17 protein-coding genes are annotated in these 21,175 nt (G+C 38.7%); 7 read left to right on the top strand and 10 right to left on the bottom strand.

Annotation, left to right across the window (positions count from 1 at the left end):
- Positions 1-20: 20 nt before the first annotated feature.
- Positions 21-1,310 carry an ABC transporter substrate-binding protein gene (locus tag NIZ91_03480; protein ID USY55742.1) on the bottom strand — a complete coding sequence of 430 codons (1,290 nt, stop codon included), beginning with the start codon at positions 1,308-1,310 and terminating at the stop codon, positions 21-23.
- Positions 1,311-1,898: 588 nt separating this feature from the next.
- On the opposite strand from NIZ91_03480, the gene NIZ91_03475 reads away from it, so the two are divergent.
- The gene (locus tag NIZ91_03475; GenBank protein USY55741.1) at positions 1,899-4,043 is read left to right on the top strand and encodes a penicillin-binding protein 2; all 2,145 of its coding nucleotides are present in this window, start codon (positions 1,899-1,901) and stop codon (positions 4,041-4,043) included.
- Positions 4,044-4,079: 36 nt separating this feature from the next.
- On the opposite strand, the gene NIZ91_03470 is transcribed toward NIZ91_03475, so the two are convergent.
- The 5 genes from NIZ91_03470 to NIZ91_03450 form a co-directional block, all read right to left on the bottom strand.
- On the bottom strand, positions 4,080-4,652 hold the full coding sequence (locus NIZ91_03470) for a TetR/AcrR family transcriptional regulator (GenBank protein ID USY55740.1): 573 nt from the start codon (positions 4,650-4,652) through the stop codon (positions 4,080-4,082).
- A 122-nt stretch (positions 4,653-4,774) separates the two neighbouring features.
- Positions 4,775-6,211 (bottom strand): protoporphyrinogen oxidase, encoded by a 1,437-nt coding sequence (gene hemY / locus NIZ91_03465; GenBank protein USY55739.1) that lies wholly within the window; start codon positions 6,209-6,211, stop codon positions 4,775-4,777.
- A gap of 72 nt (positions 6,212-6,283) precedes the next feature.
- A complete protein-coding gene (hemH, locus tag NIZ91_03460; GenBank protein ID USY55738.1) occupies positions 6,284-7,231 on the bottom strand; it encodes a ferrochelatase in 948 nt (315 codons plus the stop codon).
- A gap of 95 nt (positions 7,232-7,326) precedes the next feature.
- Positions 7,327-8,370 (bottom strand): uroporphyrinogen decarboxylase, encoded by a 1,044-nt coding sequence (gene hemE, locus NIZ91_03455; protein USY55737.1) that lies wholly within the window; start codon positions 8,368-8,370, stop codon positions 7,327-7,329.
- 192 nt (positions 8,371-8,562) lie between these two features.
- The gene (locus NIZ91_03450; GenBank protein ID USY55736.1) at positions 8,563-10,698 is read right to left on the bottom strand and encodes a PBP1A family penicillin-binding protein; all 2,136 of its coding nucleotides are present in this window, start codon (positions 10,696-10,698) and stop codon (positions 8,563-8,565) included.
- 196 nt (positions 10,699-10,894) lie between these two features.
- On the opposite strand from NIZ91_03450, the gene NIZ91_03445 reads away from it, so the two are divergent.
- Together NIZ91_03445 and NIZ91_03440 are read left to right on the top strand one after the other, a co-directional pair.
- Positions 10,895-11,401: an antibiotic biosynthesis monooxygenase gene (locus tag NIZ91_03445; protein USY55735.1), complete on the top strand. Its 507-nt coding sequence runs from the start codon at positions 10,895-10,897 to the stop codon at positions 11,399-11,401.
- 86 nt (positions 11,402-11,487) lie between these two features.
- Complete coding sequence (locus NIZ91_03440) at positions 11,488-12,879, top strand: hypothetical protein (GenBank protein USY55734.1); 1,392 nt, start codon at positions 11,488-11,490, stop codon at positions 12,877-12,879.
- Between the two features lie 134 nt (positions 12,880-13,013).
- Here the strand turns inward: NIZ91_03440 and NIZ91_03435 are convergent, their stop codons facing one another.
- On the bottom strand, positions 13,014-13,679 hold the full coding sequence (locus NIZ91_03435; GenBank protein USY55733.1) for a phosphatase PAP2 family protein: 666 nt from the start codon (positions 13,677-13,679) through the stop codon (positions 13,014-13,016).
- 192 nt (positions 13,680-13,871) lie between these two features.
- Here NIZ91_03435 and NIZ91_03430 point away from each other — a divergent pair, with 192 nt between their 5' ends.
- Together NIZ91_03430 and NIZ91_03425 are read left to right on the top strand one after the other, a co-directional pair.
- A complete protein-coding gene (locus tag NIZ91_03430; protein ID USY55732.1) occupies positions 13,872-15,074 on the top strand; it encodes a M20 family metallopeptidase in 1,203 nt (400 codons plus the stop codon).
- Positions 15,075-15,181: 107 nt separating this feature from the next.
- Entirely contained in the window at positions 15,182-15,904 is a 723-nt protein-coding gene (locus tag NIZ91_03425) for an EcsC family protein (protein USY55731.1), read from the top strand.
- 14 nt (positions 15,905-15,918) lie between these two features.
- Here the strand turns inward: NIZ91_03425 and NIZ91_03420 are convergent, their stop codons facing one another.
- Both NIZ91_03420 and NIZ91_03415 read right to left on the bottom strand, forming a co-directional pair.
- Positions 15,919-17,127, bottom strand: coding sequence for an ABC transporter permease (locus NIZ91_03420; GenBank protein USY55730.1), 1,209 nt, complete (start codon positions 17,125-17,127; stop codon positions 15,919-15,921).
- Complete coding sequence (locus NIZ91_03415) at positions 17,120-17,860, bottom strand: ABC transporter ATP-binding protein (GenBank protein ID USY55729.1); 741 nt, start codon at positions 17,858-17,860, stop codon at positions 17,120-17,122. The genes NIZ91_03420 and NIZ91_03415 overlap by 8 nt, the downstream gene beginning before the upstream one ends.
- Before the next feature lie 748 nt (positions 17,861-18,608).
- On the opposite strand from NIZ91_03415, the gene NIZ91_03410 reads away from it, so the two are divergent.
- On the top strand, positions 18,609-19,040 hold the full coding sequence (locus NIZ91_03410; GenBank protein USY55728.1) for an HIT family protein: 432 nt from the start codon (positions 18,609-18,611) through the stop codon (positions 19,038-19,040).
- A 285-nt stretch (positions 19,041-19,325) separates the two neighbouring features.
- On the opposite strand, the gene NIZ91_03405 is transcribed toward NIZ91_03410, so the two are convergent.
- Positions 19,326-19,778, bottom strand: a complete 453-nt coding sequence (locus NIZ91_03405) for a GNAT family N-acetyltransferase (GenBank protein USY55727.1) — start codon at positions 19,776-19,778, stop codon at positions 19,326-19,328.
- 221 nt (positions 19,779-19,999) lie between these two features.
- Here NIZ91_03405 and serC point away from each other — a divergent pair, with 221 nt between their 5' ends.
- Positions 20,000-21,091 (top strand): 3-phosphoserine/phosphohydroxythreonine transaminase, encoded by a 1,092-nt coding sequence (serC, locus tag NIZ91_03400; GenBank protein ID USY57080.1) that lies wholly within the window; start codon positions 20,000-20,002, stop codon positions 21,089-21,091.
- Positions 21,092-21,175 lie beyond the last annotated feature (84 nt).

The raw sequence follows: 21,175 nt of genomic DNA, 5'->3' as shown, positions 1-21,175 counted from the left end.
AGAAGGCTTCCGTTTTACGTTTATTTTTTCATTTTCGCCCAGATTTCATCTAACTTTTTCAAGAACTCATCTTCTGAAATTTGATCTCCTGCATAAGATTGCATTGCTGCTCCAATTTCTTGTACAGCACCATCTGGATACTTAAACCAGTTCCACGATAACGTTTTACCTTCGTCAGAGTATTTTAAGATATCGTCTGATAAAGAGTCAATTCCTTTTCCATCAATGCTCTTAAATGCCGGAATAAATTTAAATTCTTCTACTAAGAATTTTTGTCCTGTTTCAGACGTTACCAGCCAGTTTAAGAATTTTTTTGCTTCTTCTTTATCAGCTTCTGGAGCATTTTTATTAACTACCCAGTTATTTGGTACACCAACTGCTAGCTTATCATTTTTCTCTTTGTCATCACTAATTGGCATTGGGATAAAGCCCATTTTCATATCTGGATTAATTTTTGTAATCATATTTACAGTCCAGTTTCCTTGCTGCATCATTGCTGTTTCTCCAGCAGCAAATTGCGTTACTTGCGTATTATAATCCGTTGTTAACGGATTTTTATTTCCATATTTTAGCGTTAAGTCAAATAAATCCATAAATTGCTTAAACGTTTCGTTACCTTCAAACTTTGCAGTACCGTCATTTAATCCTTTAATGAAAGCATCAGGATCATCCTGCTGAGCTACTGGAATGTTAAACAAGTGATTTCCTAATACCCACCACTCACCATATCCATTTGAAAATGGGGTAATTCCTTTTGCTTTTAACTGCTTAGACGCTGCTTCTAACTCTGATAATGTAGTTGGTAACTCTTTTATACCAGCTTTTTCAAATAAATCTTTATTGTAAATAAAACCGTATCCCTCAAGGTTTAAAGGCTGACCATAAATCTTTCCATCCACTGTCATCGGCTCTTTCGCAACGTCATACAAATCATCAACCCAAGGTTGATCAGAAAGATCTTCTAGCTTTTCTAACCATGTTTGTGCTTCCTGGAAGCCACCGTTATTAAACAAGTCTGGCTCGTTACCAGAAGCAAACTGTGCTTTTAAAGCAGCACCATAATCTGCGCCTCCGCCAACTGTTTGAATATTAAAAGTAACGTTTGGGTTTTCTTTTGTATATGCATCCGTTACTTCTTTTAACTGTTCAGCAATCTCCACTTTAAACTGGAACATATCAATTACGACTTCGTCTCCTGAACTTCCGCTTGACTTTGCTGTTGACTCTGAACCAGAATTTGAACATGCAGTTGCAAATAACAATGATGAAGCTAGTACCCCGGATAACAATGTAAGCCTTTTCATTTTCATTTTATATACCCCCTTGATTGTCAGGACCTTAATTCCATTGTACTGATTATAGGTAATTTGAATAGGAGACAATATTGAACAAAAGAGTGGAAAATATTGATGACCTGTTCAAGTCTCAAGAATTGTTGGCCATATTCTCTAACTCTTCTATCAATGGAAAACAAATAATTTGAAGAAAAATCAAAACTCGTTGATTATGTCCTGCCCTCTTTCATACCCCAACTACACTAGAAATAATTGATTTCCTCTCATTCCAAAAACAGTGATTGAAATGAAAGAGGGTGAGACTCCTGCAGGATTAGCGAGCAGGCGAGACCCCGCAGTTTACGAGGAGGCTTGGCGCTCGCCCTGCGGAAAGCGAGCAACCTCGAATGAAAATCACTACTTGTTGTGTGCGCTCTTCACTCTCCCACTCTATTTTAAACGACTAATAACCCAAACCTTTTTTCCCACATTATGATAATGCGAAAAATTGGATGCGATTAATTTCTTATAACTATTCCACCTAATAACAAATTTAGACATAATTATGTTAAGATGTAAGATAGTAGATTTATAGCTCTATTTTCAATAAGTGAAGGTGTTTATATGAAACAAAAGAAAAGAAAAAGAAATCATGTCTCTTTACGCGTCAATATATTATTCTTTATTGTATTTATCCTATTTTCTGTTCTCATTTTGCGCCTTGGAATTGTCCAAATCGTTCATGGTGAAAGCTATAAACGTGAAGTCGAAAAAACCGAAGACGTCACCGTTAATACGCCCGTACCGAGAGGGAAAATGCTTGACCGATACGATCGTGTTATCGTGGACAATAAACCTTTAAACGCGGTTACTTATACCCGCTTAAAAGGCGTAAAACAAGAAGAAAAGCTCAAGATTGCGAAATCATTAGCTAAAATAATTGATCTTCCTGTCACAACAAACGCGTTTGGCGACGAGAATCAAAAAAGCGATGATAAAAATATCGTTAAGCTCACTGAACGTGACTTGAAAGATTATTGGATTGCAACAAATCCAGAAGAAGCAAAGAAAAAGATTACCGATAGCGACTTGAAGAAAGTAGAAGATGGAAAACTTAAAGAAGAAGACCTTTACCCTCTACAGCTAAAGCGCATCACTAAGAAAGAACTTAATACCTTAAAAGATGATTTAGAAGTCATTGCTATTAAAAGTAAAATGGAAGCTGGCTATGAGCTAACACCTCAAATTATAAAAAGTGGATTAAACGACCAAGAAATGGCCGTTATTAGCGAACGGCTCTCTGCTCTACCTGGCGTCGATGTGACAACCTATTGGGACCGTATGTATACATATGATAGTCTCTTAAGTACGCTACTCGGTAACATCACGTCTGCTGATGAAGGACTTCCGCGCGAGAATTTACAGTACTATTTATCACACGGCTACAGCCGAAATGACCGCGTTGGAAAAAGCTATTTAGAAAAGCAGTATGAAAACGTATTGCGCGGACAAAAAGCTCGCATTCAGCACGTTACGGACCGATCTGGAAACATTCTAGAAGAGAAAGTTGTCTCGGAAGGTCAACGTGGGAGCGATTTAGTCTTAACCATTGATATGGAGCTTCAAAAACAAGTCGAAGAAATTTTAACTAAGGGATTGCTAAATGCAAAAGCAGCCAAACCTGGAACTAGCAAATTAGATCGTGCATTTATTATTATGATGGATCCACATACTGGTGAAATTTTAGCTATGGGCGGGAAGCAGCTTGTTTACAATGACAAAAGTAGCAAATTAGAAGTAAAAGACTTTGCGCTCGGTAATATTACTACCTCTTATGAAATGGGATCAACTGTTAAAGGTGCAACCATTTTAGCCGGATTGGATTCTGGAGCCATTAACTTAGGCACTGTATTTTATGACGCTCCGATGTACTTTAAAGGCGGTGGCAAGAAGCAGTCTTCTCACCCAATTGGATCTGCTGGTATCGGTCGAGCTTTAGAACAGTCTTCTAACGTATACATGTATAAAACCGTTTTAAGCATGGCTGGAGAAAATTATGTACCGCATGGTGGTCTTAATATTCCTCGAAAAACGTGGGATCAGCTTCGTTCATACTACAGCCAGTTTGGCTTAGGCGTTTCAACAGGTATTGAGCTAGACAACGAAACTACAGGGATGATTGGAAGTGACTATTCTTTACCTGGTAAAGCGCTCGATTTGGCAATCGGCCAGTATGACACGTATACGCCTCTACAGCTCGTTCAGTATACAGCTACTATCGCCAACAACGGCTACCGGTTAAAGCCTCAGCTTGTGAAGGAAATTCGTGAGCCTGAACTTGATACGGAGCTTAAAGGCAGTGTACAAAAATCCGTTGAGCCGGAAGTATTAAACCGAATTACGATGAGCCAAGAAGAAATCAATGCTGTGAAAGCTGGATTCCGCCGCGTAATGACAAACGGAACTGCAAAAAATGAGTTTAGTTCAGAGCCCTATAAGCCTGCCGGCAAAACAGGAACAGCTGAGACTTACAACCAAGGGGTAGCCGTTCGTAACTCTAACTTAATTGCCTACGCACCTTACGATAATCCAGAGGTTGCAATGGCGGTTGTTGTACCATCTTCTTACGTAAAAGGCCCTGGACATGCGTTAAATAGACAGTTAGGTCAAGCGGCTCTACGCGCTTACTTTGACTTAAAGAAAAAAGGCGAACAAGAGCTAGGTGAGAAAGAAAAGCAGCAAGAAGAACATAACCAAACAAACGATTAACGAAAAAGCCGGACTTTAATGAAGTCCGGCTTTTGTTTATTTAGTAAATAATCCTCTTAGAAAATAGAGCTCAATCAGATCTGAAATTTGTTGCTCAGATAGCGGCTGATGCTGTTTTTCCCAATCATAAACTAAAGCAACATACATTTTCACAAGTAAAAATGCCGTCACTTCTGGGTCACAGCTTTGAATTTCACCTTTTGCAATCGCTGCTTCAATTCTCTTTTTTATATACGTCAAAATTTCATTTTCAACTTGCACCAATACGTCTTTAACAGCTGACGTACCCATTTCCTGTTCCTGAACGAGCTTAAGCATAAGCTGATGCTCTGTTCGAAATTGGAGCATGCGATAAATAGCAGCTTGAGCATTTTCAAAAAACGTTCGTTCAGAAGAGATTGCTGACTCTGCTTGTTGCAGCATATCCCGAATCATTCTAGATACAATTTCATCAAAAAGCTCTTCTTTATTTTTAAAAAACGTATAGATGGTTCCTTTTCCGACATTGGCCATTTTAGCGACTTGGTCCATTGTCGTTGCCTTATAGCCAAACAGTGAAAACGATTTTGACGCTGCGTCTAGCACCGATTGCTTTCGATCAATCGCCAATTGATACACCCCTCTTTTTTGACCAAATGAATATTATGGTCAATTAGTACGTTGTAACTATAGCATAAATCTGTTATACTACGCAACCTCATGAAAGTTCTTACAGAAAAAGCGGAGCAGATTTACTTCTGCTCCGCTTTTTCTGCTTGAAAATATTTCAAGACTTGCTTCGCTGCATCCTCACCTTGTTCGATACAGTCGGGTAATCCTAGTCCTTCATAAGAGCTTCCTGCTAGATATAAACCTTTAAGCTGTTCTTCAATAGCTTGAGTAATTTCTTCTAAGCGCTCTTGATGCCCAACCGTGTACTGAGGCATTGCTTTTTTCCATCTCGTCACCACATAGAATTCTGGCTTTTCCGTAATCTGCATAATGCGATTTAAATCCTCTAATACCACTTGGACAATTTCTTCATCCGACTGGTCAACAATGGCTTCGTCTCCTGCTCTTCCCACGTAACAACGCAGTAATACTTTACCGTCTGGAGTAGAATGAGGCCACTTTTTATGTGTCCATGTACACGCTGTAATTGTATAATCACTGTTGCGAGATACAACGAATCCAGTACCATTAATATCTTCTTTCACTGCTTCTTTAGGAAAAGCCATTGCTACTGTAGCAACAGAAGTAGACGGCATCTCACGAAGCGGCTCAAAGATTGGGTAGTGAGACAACATTGATTGAGCAGCGAAGTGAGGAGAAGTGATAATGACTGCATCAGCTTTCATCTCTTTTCCATTGCTCAATGTTAAATCATATTGTTCACCCATACGATTTACTTTTTCAACTTTAACTCCTTTGACCACCGCCAACGGGTCAAGCTGCTCTTCAATTGCATCAACAAGCGACTGCAGACCTTTTTTCAATGTTAAAAATGCACCTTGTTTTTTTGCATTAGCATCTTCAGCCTGCTTAGGTTGAAGTTCTTTAAACTTCTTCATGCCAACAATTAAACTGCGGTGTCGCTGCTCTGCATGTAAAAACTGTGGAAATGTTGATTTTAAACTCAAGCGGTCAATGTCTCCCGCATAGATTCCAGAAAGCAAAGGCTCAATTAAGTTTTCAACAACTTCATCGCCTAAGCGTCTTCTAAAAAACATGCCCAGTGATTGGTCTCCTTCATGCTTTGTTTTGGGAATGACAAAATCGGCAGCAGCGCGTAGTTTACCAATGGGAGAAAATAGACCCGTTGTTACAAACGGAGAAATCTTTGTTGGCACACCCATTACGGCACCTTCTGGCATTGGATGAAGGTTCTCTTTTACCAGTACATAAGACTGTCCGGTTGAGTTATGAACAAGTTCATCTCCTAACCCTACTTCTTTTACCAGCTTAGAACCAGGTAATTTGCGCGCTAAAAAGGAATCGGGACCTCTTTCAATTGTAAAACCATCACGGGTTACAGTTTGAATTTTCCCTCCTAATCGATGGGTTGCTTCAATTAATTGAAATTCATACGGCAGGCCTTTCTCTTTAATCGCTTTTTGTAGGTAATAGGCAGCTGAAAGACCAGTTATTCCACCACCGATGATAACAATCTTTTTGTTTGCTTCCGTCATGTAATCATCGCCTTTTCATTAAATTCAATAGAAAGAGAAGCGGCTAAGGTTATAGCTCGCTTCTTCTATTTTTTATTGATTTTGAGATTCGTTATTTACTTTCTTTAACACTACTGTTGCTAATGCATCAATAAATTCAGGCTTTGCATTCGGCATTTCTGGACGATAGTAGTTTGCACCTAATTCATCCGTTACAACCTTGCATTCATAATCATTATCGTACAACACTTCAAGATGATCCGCAATAAATCCTACAGGTGTATATACGAAAGAACGATAGCCTTTATGCTCATACAAATCACGTGTTAAATCCTGTACGTCTGGACCAATCCATGGATCTGGCGTATTGCCTTCACTTTGCCATCCCACTTCGTAATTGCTAACTCCCGCACCTTCAGCAATAAGATCCGCTGTTTCCTGTAGCTGCTGTGGGTAAGGGTCTCCAGCCGCAATAATTTTCTCTGGAAGACTATGAGCTGATACAATGAGTACGGCTTTTTGTTTTTCAGCGTCTGACATTAAATCAAACGTTTGTTTAACTTTTCTAACCCAATAATTAATGAACTTAGGCTCTTTATACCAGCTTTCAATTGAATGAATAACCAAGCCGCCTAGTTTTTCAGCTGTTTCTTTTGCACGACCATTGTAAGATTTCACACTAAACGTTGAAAAATGTGGAGCAAGCACAATGCTAACTGCTTCTTTAATCCCATCTTTGTGCATCTGCTCTACTGCTTCTTCAACAAATGGCTCAATATGTTTAAGGCCCAGATAAGCCTTAAACTCAATGTCGTCTTGAATTTCATTTAAATGCTGCTCAAGACATCGCATTTGCTCTTCAGTGATTTTCGCTAACGGTGAAATGCCTCCTATTGCTTCATAACGCTGTTTTAAATCTTCAAGCGCTTCTTCAGATGGCTTTCTTCCTCTTCTGATATGCGTGTAATACCTTTCGATATCTTCTTCTTTATATGGCGTACCGTAAGCCATTACGAGTAACCCCATGACTTTTTTACTCATGATTTACACCTCTTTGTTAAAATCCGTCTGTTCCTATATTTTCTCATGAACAAAAATGAAAAAACAAAAAATAAGGCTCTGTTTTTTTTGACAATTTATTGTCTATTTGCTGAATATTCATGAATAAAAGCAGTAAGCCTTTTCAACGTCTCAGGATTAACCTGTGGAAATACACCGTGTCCTAAGTTAAAGATATACCCGTCTTGTTGCATTCCTTGATCAAGGATCGCTTTTGCACGTTCTTCGATTACTTCCCAAGGAGCTAGTAAAATTGCTGGATCTAGATTACCTTGCAGCGTTTTAGTTAGACCAAGCTCTCGTGCTTCTTGAACCTGCATACGCCAATCAAGACCTACTACGTCTAGAGGAAGGTCGTGCCATTCTTTTGCCAAGTGACTTGCCCCTACGCCAAACATGATAAGCGGAACATTCTTTTCTCTTAGCTCTGTAAAAATCCGATTCATTACTGGTTTAATAAAGTAGCGATAGTCTGCTACGTTTAACGCGCCGACCCATGAATCAAAGATTTGAATAGCCCTTGCTCCAGCATCTATCTGTGCCTTTACATATGTAATTGTCATATCTGCTAACTTATCCATTAATGCAAACCAAGCCTTTGGCTCTGTATACATAAATGCTTTTGTCTTATTATAATTTTTAGAAGGGCCGCCTTCAATCATGTAGCTAGCTACTGTAAAAGGTGCACCAGCAAATCCAATTAAAGGAACGTTCAGCTGCTCCGTTGTTAACAGCTTAATTGTATCTAATACATAGGCTACATCTTCTTCAGGTGTAATATACCCTAAGTTTTCAACATCTTGCATCGAACGAATTGGGTTTGAAATCACGGGACCAATACCTGTTTTAATCTCAACATCCACTCCAATTGCAGGAAGCGGTGTCATAATATCTTTATATAAAATAGCTGCATCGACTCCGTACTGCTCAACTGGTAAGCGCGTCACATAAGCCCCTAATTCAGGCTGATGCGTAATTTCAAACAGTGAATACTTTTCCTTTAAAGCACGATATTCCGGCTGAGAGCGGCCTGCTTGACGCATATACCAAACTGGTACATGATCTGTCTTTTCTCCTCGGCATGCTTTTAAAAATGTATCATTCATCAGTTGTTGATTCATGGCTTCCACCTTTCTCTATCTGTTCATCTCAAGTACTATTTGTTTTTCCTAACCAAACTTGTCCTCAATACTAACCGCAGCCTGATAAAAACTGCGGTTTATCTCTTTTCTCTACTTGTCACTATACTCATTTCTGTATCCGTTGTATAGACACCTGCTCAAAATGTCAAAAAATCGACTAACTATAACAATTTAATCGCTAAACAATGTTGGTGTTACCTCATTAGAAGGCATTCCTTCTTCTTTTGTTTGGGAGTTATAGGGAACGATGTAGTATGTTGGTGATTTAAATAGGTTTACGCGGTCTACTTCGTATGCCCCTTTGCCTTTCACTTTTCCAATTACATTTTGTTCCCTGCCTCGCTTTTCATAAACATAGTAGACAACGCGTTTATCTTCGGAAGCTTCCCATGTTAGGCTAACCGTTAATAGTCCAAACGGTTGAAATGTTAGTTCTTGTTTGAGTGAGTTAATAATTGGCAGCCTAATTGGTTCAGGTAAATCGTTGATGCCTTTTGGTTTTTTGAATGCTTTATCTGTTTCTTGCTCTGCCTCTGTCAAAATATCTTTGAACAATTGACTTGGATAGGAGCTTCCCTTTGTAAGATAATGCTGGCTATCCGTACGATCATACCCCATCCAAACCGCTCCAACTACATTTGGGGTATACCCAACAAACCAAGCATCACGTGTTGCTCCTTTCACGCCTGCATAGGAAGTGGATCCTGTTTTTCCAGCAAGAGCTCCTTCATATTTGCCTACGGATGCTGTTCCGTCTTTGACAACAGCCTCTAGCATTTTTGTCATATACCATGCGTTTTGCTTTGAAAATACCTTTTTATCACTCTGCTCTGCCTTAGCAATTACATCACCGTTATGATCTTGAATCTCTGAAATAAAGTAAGGTTCTTTTTTTTCACCATTCTGTGCAAACGTACTATAGGCAGATGCTAGTTGAAGAGGCGTAACTCCTTCTGTTAGTCCTCCTAATGCAATGGATAGACCCTTGTCTTCTGTTTCTATGTCCAGCTTTGTTAAATAGTCTTTTGCACTCGAAATTCCTAGCTTATTCAAGGTCCAAACTGCTGGAATGTTCTTAGAGTCTTTAATTGCGTCGTACATTGTGACTTTTCCTGCATACTGCCCGTTAATATTTTGGGGCTTATATTGTCCAAAGTTTTGCTTCTCATCACTTAAAAGTGAGTATGGCTTATACAGAGCTTCCTGCAAAGCCGGCCCATAAACTGCCAAAGGCTTCATCGTTGAACCAGGCTGACGCTTTACATTTACACGATTTAATCCTTTTTGCACATAGTCTCGTCCACCTATTACCGATAAAACGCCCCCCGTATGATGGTCCATCAATATAAAAGCTCCTTGGGCTTGTTCATCCACTCCCGGAAAATAAGCAGCTTGCTGAAATAATTCATAAGCCGTTTCCTGATAACTTTTGTTCATAGGAACGGTTACCGTATATCCACCTCTCAATAGATCATTGCTTGAAATGTGATGCTTTTCCGCTGCTTCTTCAATTACCATATCAATATAGGTTAAATAAGCAGGATTTTTCGTTTTTTGCTGTACATCTAAACTAAGCGTGCGTCCTTGCAATCGCACCACCTCTTCTGCACTTAAAAAATCAGCTTTTTGCATCGAATTTAATACCACGTTTCGCCGTTCAATACTCTTCTCTGGATGAAGGATAGGAGAATATGAATTTGGACCTTTTGGAAGAGCAGCTAGCAGAGCTCCTTCTTCTACGGTAAGCTCTGCTACATCTTTGTTAAAGTACAGCTGAGCTGCAGCTTGAATACCGTAAGCACCGTGTCCAAAATAAATTTGATTTAAATACATTTCTAGGATTTTTTGTTTACTATAGCGCTGCTCTAAGTTAATAGCTACCATTACTTCTTTTGTTTTACGAAGCCATGACTTATCATTTGTCAAAAAGATATTTTTAGCTAGTTGTTGTGTCAGCGTGCTTCCACCTTCCACTTTACTACCTGCTAAAATATCTTTATATAGAGCACGTCCAATTGCTTTTACATCGATGCCGTGATGCTCGTAGAAACGGACATCTTCAACTGCAATAAATGCGTTTTGCACATGCTTTGGCACCTCTTCTATTGAAATTGGATCTCGGTTTTCCACATACAGCTTAGTAATCTCATCACCGTTTTCGTTAACCAACTTTGTAGCAGAATTCATGACAAATTTTTTCTCGTCAATTACATAACTCCCAAAAAACAAAATCATAATATAGCCAATCAGAGCAAATAATAAAATGCCCGCTACGGCAGAGAATAGATAAAGTGCTCGTTTGTACATGCTACCACCTCTCTTCTTTTCATTGCATAATAGCGTATGTAGTACGGCGGTCATATGAAGAAAGCATGAGCCTGTCACTATCATCTTAAAGGACGAGCATCTATTTTTGTATTTTTTTGTTTAACATTTTATAATTTTAGTATGATTAACCTCTTTAAAATGTATGCATTTTCCAATTGAGAAGGAGTGTTCAAAAATGAATTTCTTTATTACATATGGAACCATTGAATTTTTACAACGCTTAAAAGAGCAACATCCTAAAGAAAAGTTGTATTTACTTCATAAAGAAGGCGACCAAGGCTGCCTTTTACATGAAACAACTGGTGAAACGATATTTAAAGAAGGACATAATTATGAAGCGCTAGATCACGTAGGCTCGATTGCAGATGGAAAATATGTGGTAATGAACAACATTGCGGTTACAGATGAAGGACGTCCTTCATTTGAAAGTAGATTTAACCAACGAGCTCGCTTAATTGAAAAAGAACCTGGCTTTGCTGCAATTCGCGTTTTGCGTCCACTAAGCAACGATACCTATATTATTTTAACTGCTTGGGAAGAAGAAAAATCCTTTACTGATTGGCAAGCGTCTCAAGCATATAACCAAGCTCACAAAAAGCGCGGAACATCAGAAGGAGTAGATAAACAACCAGCTATTTTTCTGAGACCTTCCTACGTCACGAGCTATCATATTATGCACTAAAGACAGCTACTCTCCCTACTAGGTCAGTGTCATATGAAAACACCCATTCATATGATACTATACACTGAACTATAGGGGGATTTTTTATGGGAATCGACCTCGTTTCTCTTCATTGGATATACGTTTGTTTTATTTTACTTATCTTAGGGTTTATGATTATGAGACGAGATACTACAATCATTTGTATTATCGGTATTTTTCTTCTGTCATTCACTGCTACTTCTTCTCTAACAGGTTCAATTAGCAGCGTCTTTTCAAGTTTTATCTATGCTATTACAGAGCTGCTACCTACTATTTTAATCATTTCAATTATCGTTTCCATGAGTAAAGCACTTATTACAACGGGCGTCAACGACATGATGATTTCTCCTTTTGCTCGCTTCATTAAGACACCTAGTCTTGCTTATTGGGTTATTGGACTTGTCATGATGGTCATTTCCTTCTTTTTCTGGCCTTCTCCAGCCATTGCACTATTAGGGGCCGTCTTATTACCTGTGGCATTAAGAGCTGGATTACCAGCACTTGGTGTTGCAATGGCTATGAATCTATTCGGGCACGGCATTGCTCTTTCAGGGGACTTTGTCATCCAAGCAGCACCGAAGCTAACAGCCGATGCAGCTGGATTACCCGTTTCAGATGTTATTCAAGCGAGCATCCCATTAGTTATTACAATGGGCGTTGTCACCACCGTTACGGCTTTTATCTTTTTAAAAAGAGATTTAAAGAACGGTACACTACCAGTTCAAGGTTCTCCTCTTATTGCAGCAGCTGAAAACAACGAAAGGGTTCGCATTCCTCTTTACATGAGAAGGATTCTAGCACTTTTCATTCCATTATTATTTGCTTTAAACGTCTGGGCAATGTTTGCATTTGATTTACAAGGTGGAGATGCAACGGCGTTAATTGGGGGTACTTCACTTTTCATTTTAATGATTATCTCCATTATCGGACATCAAAACAAAGGATTAGAAAAAACAACGTCTTATCTAATTGAAGGATTTCAGTTTGGATTTAAAGTGTTTGGTCCGGTGATACCTATTGCTGCTTTCTTCTATTTAGGAGATGCTGGGTTTACGAGTATTATCGGAGACTTTTTACCAAAGGGTTCTCACGGAATTGTAAATGATTTAGGCGTAGCCATTTCTTCGGTTGTTCCATTAAACGAACAGATTGCTGCCGTTACCGTTATGACAATCGGTGCGATTACAGGCTTAGATGGCTCTGGCTTCTCAGGCATTTCACTTGTAGGATCGATTTCTCAACTATTTGCTACTGCAATTGGCAGCGGTGCTGCTACGCTTACTGCTTTAGGCCAAATCGCAGGCATTTGGGTTGGTGGCGGTACGCTCATTCCTTGGGCATTAATTCCCGCTGCAGCTATTTGTGGTGTGAGTCCGTTTGAGCTAGCCCGCAGAAACTTAAAGCCAGTGGCAATCGGCTTAGTTGTCACGACCATTGTAGCGATGTTCCTTATTTAAACTTTACTTTTTTATAAAATATAGCGTTTAAACCATATCTATAACCATACCGTTAAAGAAGGAACAAGCATGAGCAGTATAGTTAACTTCAAATACGAAAAAAACCTGGTCTAGTAATCTAGACCAGATTTTTTTCATCCCATGTATTGCTTTGAACTCATTGGAGTAGTTGGTGCTAAATACGCCTTTACCAACGTATAAAATAGCAATCCTACCGTCAACCAAAAACCACCTAACAAGTAGCCACCCAAAACATCTGTCATATAGTGCTCAGCTAATAGGAAACGACTAATACCAATGAATAAAATTAGTAAACTAAAAACAACAATTGAAGCCTTTTTCAATGCTTCGTTTTTCACATAAAGAATAATAAAAAACAACAAAAACCCATACAGCATCAATCCCAGCATCGCATGACCACTTGGAAAGCTGTAACCTTCTACTCCTAGCGTCGGACGGAGGCGTTCAATCCATACTTTGACGGCATTGTTCAGTAAATAACCGCTTAAAACAAAAGCCAATACAGTCACAGCTCCTACAGCATCACGTTTGTTAAAGCCTAATATTCCAACAAGTAAAAGGGATAAAACAATAATCATCGGCTTTGAAGCAAAAAATGAGGTACCTTCTAAAATTTGAATTACTAACTGATGATTATGTATGTCTGTAGCAATTGTTAGAAAGAATGCATCTATTCCATGCACCGGACCATCGATTGTTATAACAACGCCTATAAACATTCCCATCAGTGCAAGTAATAATAAAAGAATAAACCGATATTTCATACGCCACTTCCTCATGTATAAATTCATCTCCTTCTATTATTCATCGAACAAAAGCAAATGTGCAATCAATTTTTTATTGGGAACGCTTCATTTGTTTTCATTTTCAACGATTATTGATATAATATAAAATGTCAAATAATTCTAAACTATTTATTTATTTAAAGAAAACTCTACAAATAGCTATTATCAACGAAAGGATCTGACTTAATGATTTCAGAACTACACTCTTTACTAGAAAAAAGCTATGACGAAATGATCCAAATTAGACGCCATCTTCACCAATACCCTGAACCTTCCTTTAAAGAATTCCAAACAGCTACTTATATTCGTGCTTTTTATGACAAAATTGGCGTTCCTTATCGGGCAAACGTTGGCGGGAATGGTATTGTTGCAACGATTAAAGGAGAGAAACCTGGACCAACGGTTGCTTTACGTGCCGACTTTGATGCTTTAGCCATCCAAGATGAAAAAGACGTCCCTTATAAATCAACTGTCCCTGGTGTAATGCACGCTTGTGGACACGATGGACACACGGCTACCCTTTTAGTTCTGGCTAAATCCATTCAACAGCTAAAAAACCAGTTAGAAGGAACGATTGTATTCATTCATCAGCATGCTGAAGAGTATGCGCCTGGTGGAGCGAAACCAATGATTGAAGATGGATGCTTAGATGGGGTAGATGCTATCTTCGGCACACATTTATGGGCGGTTACTCCTACCGGTGTCATTCAGCACAGAAACGGTCCGTTTATGGCAGCAGCTGACCGATTTGAAATTACGGTTAAAGGTGCTGGCGGCCACGGGGCACAGCCTCATAAAACAAAAGATGCAATCGTCATCGCTTCTCAACTTGTTGTTAACTTGCAGCAAATCGTCAGCAGACGCGTCAACCCAGTAGAATCAGCCGTCATTACTGTTGGTTCTTTCGTAGCGGAAAATGCTTTTAACGTAATTGCTGACTCCGCAAAACTTATTGGTACAGTTCGCACGTTTAGCGAAGACGTACGCAATGATATGGAAAGAGAAATTGAGCGTGTTATTCAGGGAACTTGCTTAGCTGCTGATGCTTCCTATGATTATTCGTTTAAGCGTGGCTACCCCGCTGTTGTCAATCATAGCGAAGAAAATGCGTTCTTAGCAAAAGTAGCAGAAACAATCCCAGAGGTGGAAAAAGTGGAAGAAACCGAACCGCAAATGGGGGGAGAAGACTTTGCCTATTACCTTCAACATGTAAAAGGAACATTCTTTTTTACAGGAGCGCAGCCTGACGGCGTCGATACTCCTTACCCACACCACCATCCCAAATTTGATTTTAATGAAAAAGCAATGTTAATTGCTTCAAAAACACTGGGCACAGCTGCAATTGAATACCTAGCCAAAGAACAAAAAGCTACATCTGTCACATCTTAATCAGGTTGCCCCCCATATGTTGGATATGGGGGCTTCTTTGCATAGATAGAAACTTTTTACCTCTTACTTCGTATATAAGAAAAGTGGTTTTTAAAAGGGGTGTCTGAATGACTGATTATGAACAAAAAGCGCTGGCTGATGCCGAACACTGGAAGATTACGCTGTTAAAACGTCCATCTGCCTTTCAGCGAAATGCGAAGCAGCTACAAAACAAACTGAATAAAAAAGTACCAGAACGCATTCATAAAATGATTACGGAAAGCATAAAAAAAATGGTGGAAACCACCATTTTTGGTTCTACCATTACTACCAAGAAGGACTATAATCCCCATTTAAGCTTTGAAGAGCGTGAAGCTGAAGTTAAAGCAACGATTTCTAAATATCGTAAAACAGCTGCCGTCGAGGGAGCGGGAACAGGCGCTGGTGGACTGTTGTTAGGCGCGGCGGACTTTCCTCTCTTTTTGTCTATTAAGATGAAGTGTTTATTTGACATTGCCACTATTTACGGTTTTGACGTCCGCAAGCAAGACGAACGACTATTTATTTTGTATATTTTTCACCTCGCGTTTTGTAGCGAAGAAAAGCGAACAGAAGTCTTCGATCTTTTACAGAAATGGAATAAAGAAGCTCAACATGAACTCGATTGGAAGAGCTTCCAGCAAGAGTATCGTGACTATATTGATGTGATTAAAATGCTTCAGCTCATGCCTGGATTTGGGGCTGTTGTAGGTGCTTTTGCGAATTATCATCTGCTTGATCATGTGACGCACGTTGCGATGAACGTTTATCGACTGCGTTTATTATCCTCAAACGAAAAAAATCTGCCTTAAAAGGCAGATTTCTTTTATACGGTTGCTTTTCTCTTAATATAAGTTGTCACAAAAAACTGAACAAATAACACACCAGCCACAAAAGTAAGTAAACCAACAAACAAGTTAGCAATAGCTGCGACAATACTTAAGACGGCAGCTTGTAAAAATAAGGCGTTTCGAATCAAGCTTAAAAATGCTGATCGACGCGTCTGCTCTTGTAGCGGATACAATGATAGCCATAAAACCTGTTTATGATGCTTCCAAAGAGGCATCATTTGAAAACCTGTTACATAAAGCGTTAACAGCACAATCACAATGTTACCGTAGGTAAAAGGAGCAGCGAGTAAAATCAGTCCACTAATGACCGTCAAGCGCACCAATAGCCCTAGATAATCACCTGCGCGTAAAAATGTACGCGTATATAAGTAGCGATGAGTTGCTTGTTGTTGAAACGGAATGCCTTTTAAAATGACATCTAAATAAGCTCGGCGCTTCACTTGTTCTTTTAGCTGAGGAACATCGGTAAATAAGTTAGCTAAGCGGTAGAACATCGCTACTCTCCGCTCTTCAAGTTCAATTAATGTTTCCCATTTTAACGGCTTGGCTTTTACAAGCGAACGATAATATAAGGCTAAACAGATAATGATGGCTCCTGTAACAGCAGGGAAAAACAAGTAAGAGCCTACAAATAGAAAATAAACAAATGCCCCGTTTAAGAAAAAGCGCACGAGATAGTCAATCCACCTAGCGTACTTCTCTTCAAAGTAAACGCTCCACCACGCCATTTTTAAGTTTACTCCTTTTAAAATAAGAAGCAGAATCAAGTTCATAAAAATTGTAGAATACGTCTGATCAGTAACTTTTACATGCATAGGAGCAACAGCAGCCGTTAGTAAAAGCAGCGTATAGATATATGTAGAAAACGTATAGAAAAATGACTTTTTAAAATACGGCTGCAGCTTTGATTCCAATGCAAGCATAAAGACTAAGTCAGGCCTCTTTAAAAACGTCCGAATTGAACCGCTCGTCAACACAACACTCATAATTATTGCGATTAAAAATGCTGATGGAAAAGCTGGTGTTAACGTCTCTAACCACTGTTGGTAATAATAAGCAGCTGCTCCAATGGCAAATACGAGCACAAGCTTTAGATGATCGTTAAAAATATATTTCATATAGCGACGCGTATCTTTTAGATGCTGCTGAAATCGCTGTTGCCACAGCGCTTCAATACTACTCATAGTCCTCTTCCTTCGTCAATTCAATGTAAATTTCATCTAGCGTTGCGTTTGGCTTATTAAACTGAGTGCGTAAATCCGCTAGCGTTCCTTGTGCTCTTACTTGACCGTTATGTAAAATAACAAATTTATCGCAATAGCGCTCTGCCGTGGCTAAAATATGAGTAGACATTAAAATGCCTGCTCCCTGCTTTTTCATATCTGTCATTAAGTCTAATAATGACTGAATACCAAGTGGATCTAGCCCTAGAAATGGTTCATCGATAATATAAAGTGAAGGCTGAACTAAAAAGGCACACATAATCATTACTTTTTGTTTCATCCCTTTTGAGAAATGCGCTGGAAACCACTTTAATTTCTTATCCATACGAAATTCTTTTAACAATGGCTGCAAACGAGCTTCATATGTTTTGGAATCCAACCCATAGGCCATCGCCGTCATATCTAAATGTTCTTTTAACGTTAGCTCATCATATAAAATTGGCGTTTCAGGAATAAATGTAAATTGCGTACGATAACCAGTGGAATCTTGTTGGAACGTTTTATTATGAATAGCAATAGATCCCTTCTTCGGCTCCATCAACCCAATAATATGTTTAATGGTTGTACTTTTACCTGCTCCGTTAAGGCCAATAAGCCCAACTAGTTCTCCTGCATTAACTTCAAAAGATACGTCCTTTAATACAGGCGTTTTTGTATATCCTCCAGTTAAGTGTTGAATTTGTAATAAACTCATTGGATTCTCCTTTAAATACGTGTATTAGTAAACAAAATTACGTTACATATGTGCTAAATGAAAGCGTTCCATACAGCATAGTGATGATGGAAACCGTTCATTTTTATCTATTGTACCAAATCTTCTTCAAGGATACATTTTTTTAACCATTAAAATAAGGATTATATTTCCAGTGTAAGTTTTTAAATACGTGGACATTCTAATTAGGGAAGAAGGAAAGCAGTTGATGTTCAACAATTAGCTTTCTATATCTGAAATGAGGTGTCTACACCAGACATTAATCATGAAGCCCTATGTTAAGCGTTATGATAAGGGGATGTTAGTCATGAACGTAGTTAGAATTGATTTATAAAAGGTAGACAATATTGTTCATTTATCACTGTGTAAATGAGGTGTTTGTCAAAGACCACGAACGATTTCGTTCAATTTATTTATCCATTCTATAAATTGCTTAAATGAGGTGTTTGTCAAAGAGAAGAAACGTTTTATTCTACGTTAATGCTTGTCATTAAAATGTCGAATGAGGTGTTTGTCGAAGACAATTTACATGAATTAGGCACATTATTACGTAAATGAGGTGTTCCTTAAACGCAATATAGTGAAATAGAAGCTTTGTTTCCTTCTTCATAGCGAGGTGCATCATTCGATTGCATCTCGCTTTTTACTGTTCTCTTCTTTTCCCTCTTCTATTTATGCTAAAATTAAGTCGTACAAGCTATTTTATTTTTATGAAGGAAAGGTGAACAATATGAGTAATCTTGATGAGAATTGCATCTTCTGTAAAATTATTCGCGGAGAAATTCCATGTGCCAAAGTGTTTGAAAATGAACATGTACTAGCATTTCTAGATATTAGCCAAGTCACAAAAGGCCATACGCTTGTTATTCCTAAAGTACATAAAAAAGACGTTCATGAGCTTACACCTGAAATTGCTCGTCATTTATTTGAAGTTGTACCTCAAATTGCAACAGCAATCAAAGAAACATATGAGCCAGTTGGAATCAACATTTTAAACAACAACGGTGAAAAAGCCGGTCAATCCGTGTTTCATTACCATATGCACATCATTCCTCGCTATGGTGAAGGTGACGGCTTTGGTGCAGTATGGAAAGAGCATACAAGCGACTACACACCTGAAAAGCTACAGAGCATCGCAGCTGAAATTTCGGAGCGTTTATAAGACAAACGAGTCTCGGACAAAACAAACTTTGCCTTTCTACAGGAAGAATGATGCCTTTTGTAAAGTAGTGAGGTTAATAACGAGTTCGTTCCATTGCGCTACAGACACTCGCTTTCTGCGGAAAGAAATCTGAGCCTCCTCGCTATGCTGCGGGGTCTCAGCCTTTCCTCTATCTCCTCCAGGAGTCACGTGTCTTACGTCCTGTTTCACAATTAATAAAAAAATCTGAACTATTAAAAGAGTCACTAATGCTCAATGATTCGGATAGATGATTAACTGAAACACTTATGCCTCAACCTCTTCTTTAATCATATCCACATGCGGAATTCCATCGTCATCATACACATCTGATATTGCTTGAAATCCAAATGATGCGTAAAAGCGCTGGAGATGGCTTTGGGCTTGAATCCTTACTACGTTTTCCCCCATCGCATCTCCTAAGAACGCTAACCCTTTTTGAACTAACTCCCTGCCTAACCCCGTCTTGCGATAATCTTCATGAACAAGTACACGACCAAAGGATGCTTCTTTATAGCTCACTCCTTTAGGTATTAAACGAATATATGCAATAATCTGTTCATTTTCGACTTTAAATAAATGATACGAAGCCTGATCCTTCCCATCCACCTCTAAATATGCACACTCTTGTTCAACAACAAATACTCTGGTACGCTCCTGCAAAATGTCGTATAGTTCATGCGCTGATAGTTGATCAAATGTCTTAATATGCCACGTCAAGATGATAACCTTCTTTCTCTTTAAATAGTTTTGTATTTATGGATTTTAACACCTTTTGTCACTCATTCCTACGTTTTTAATTTTCTATACTGATTACTTAAAATTTTTCAAAAGTTTTCACACATTAAATTATTTTCATGATAGTATAATGATATTCTTTCTGACAAAGAAGCAAGATACAGTCTGTGATGAATGTGAAAAATTGAGGAGGAATTAACGTGATTTCAGTAAAACGAGCTTACAATTTTAACGCAGGACCATCTGCACTTCCCCTACCTGTCTTACAACTCGCACAACAAGAGCTAACGGATTTTAAAGGAACAGGCATGTCCGTGATGGAGCTATCGCATCGTAGTAAAGAATTTGAAGATGTTTTGAACCATGCAAAAGAAACATTAACAGAACTGCTTTCAATTCCAGACACACACGAAATTTTATTTTTACAAGGCGGAGCTAGCCTGCAGTTTTCAATGATTCCAATGAACTTTTTAGGAAAAGATCAAGTAGGAGCATTTGTATTGACTGGTGCTTGGTCAGAAAAAGCATTAAAGGAAGCTAAAAAAGTGGGTGAAACAACGGTTATCGCGTCTACAAAAGAAGAAAATTACCGTTCAATCCCAGTGCTAGATCGCAGTGAATTGCCTTCAAACACGGCGTATCTACATATCACATCTAATAATACAATCTTTGGCACACAGTGGACTGAATATCCTGAGTTTGAAAATGTCGATTTAATTGCGGATATGTCCAGTGATATTTTATGTCGTCCAATTGATGTATCAAAGTTCTCCTTAATCTATGCTGGTGCTCAAAAAAATCTAGGTCCGTCTGGCGTAACCGTTGTTATTATAAAAAAAGACTTGTTAAAGCGCATCCCAGCAAACTTACCAACTATGCTCGATTATAATACACATATTAAAAGCAACTCATTATATAACACGCCTCCGACGTTTGGTATTTACATGCTATCTCTTGTTTTAGACTGGATCAAAGAACAAGGTGGCGTCACAGCAGTTGCAGAAAACAATAAGAAAAAAGCAGAGTTAATCTACTCTAGCATCGACAACTCAAATGGCTTTTACACACCGCATGCAACAAATGATAGCCGTTCCCTAATGAACGTGACGTTTACTTTACCAAATGAAGAATTAACAGCTGCTTTCTTAGCACAGTCAAAGGAAAAAGGCTTTGTTGGCTTAGCGGGACACCGTTCTGTAGGAGGCTGCCGTGCTTCTATTTATAACGCTGTTCCACTAGAAGCATGTCAAGCATTAGCGGCATTTATGGATGAATTTGCATCCGTTCACGCGTAAACTGATTGATTCTATTTTCACAGATTTATGTTATAATTAGTCTATAAATATATGCAATAGGCACAAGCGCATTATTGGTATATT

Origin of the sequence: Bacillus sp. 1780r2a1 (assembly GCA_024134725.1) — a bacterium.
In the GTDB taxonomy this organism is placed as follows: Bacteria; Bacillota; Bacilli; order Bacillales; family Bacillaceae_H; genus Priestia; species Priestia aryabhattai_A.
This window is presented reverse-complemented; position numbering and strand designations above follow the sequence as displayed.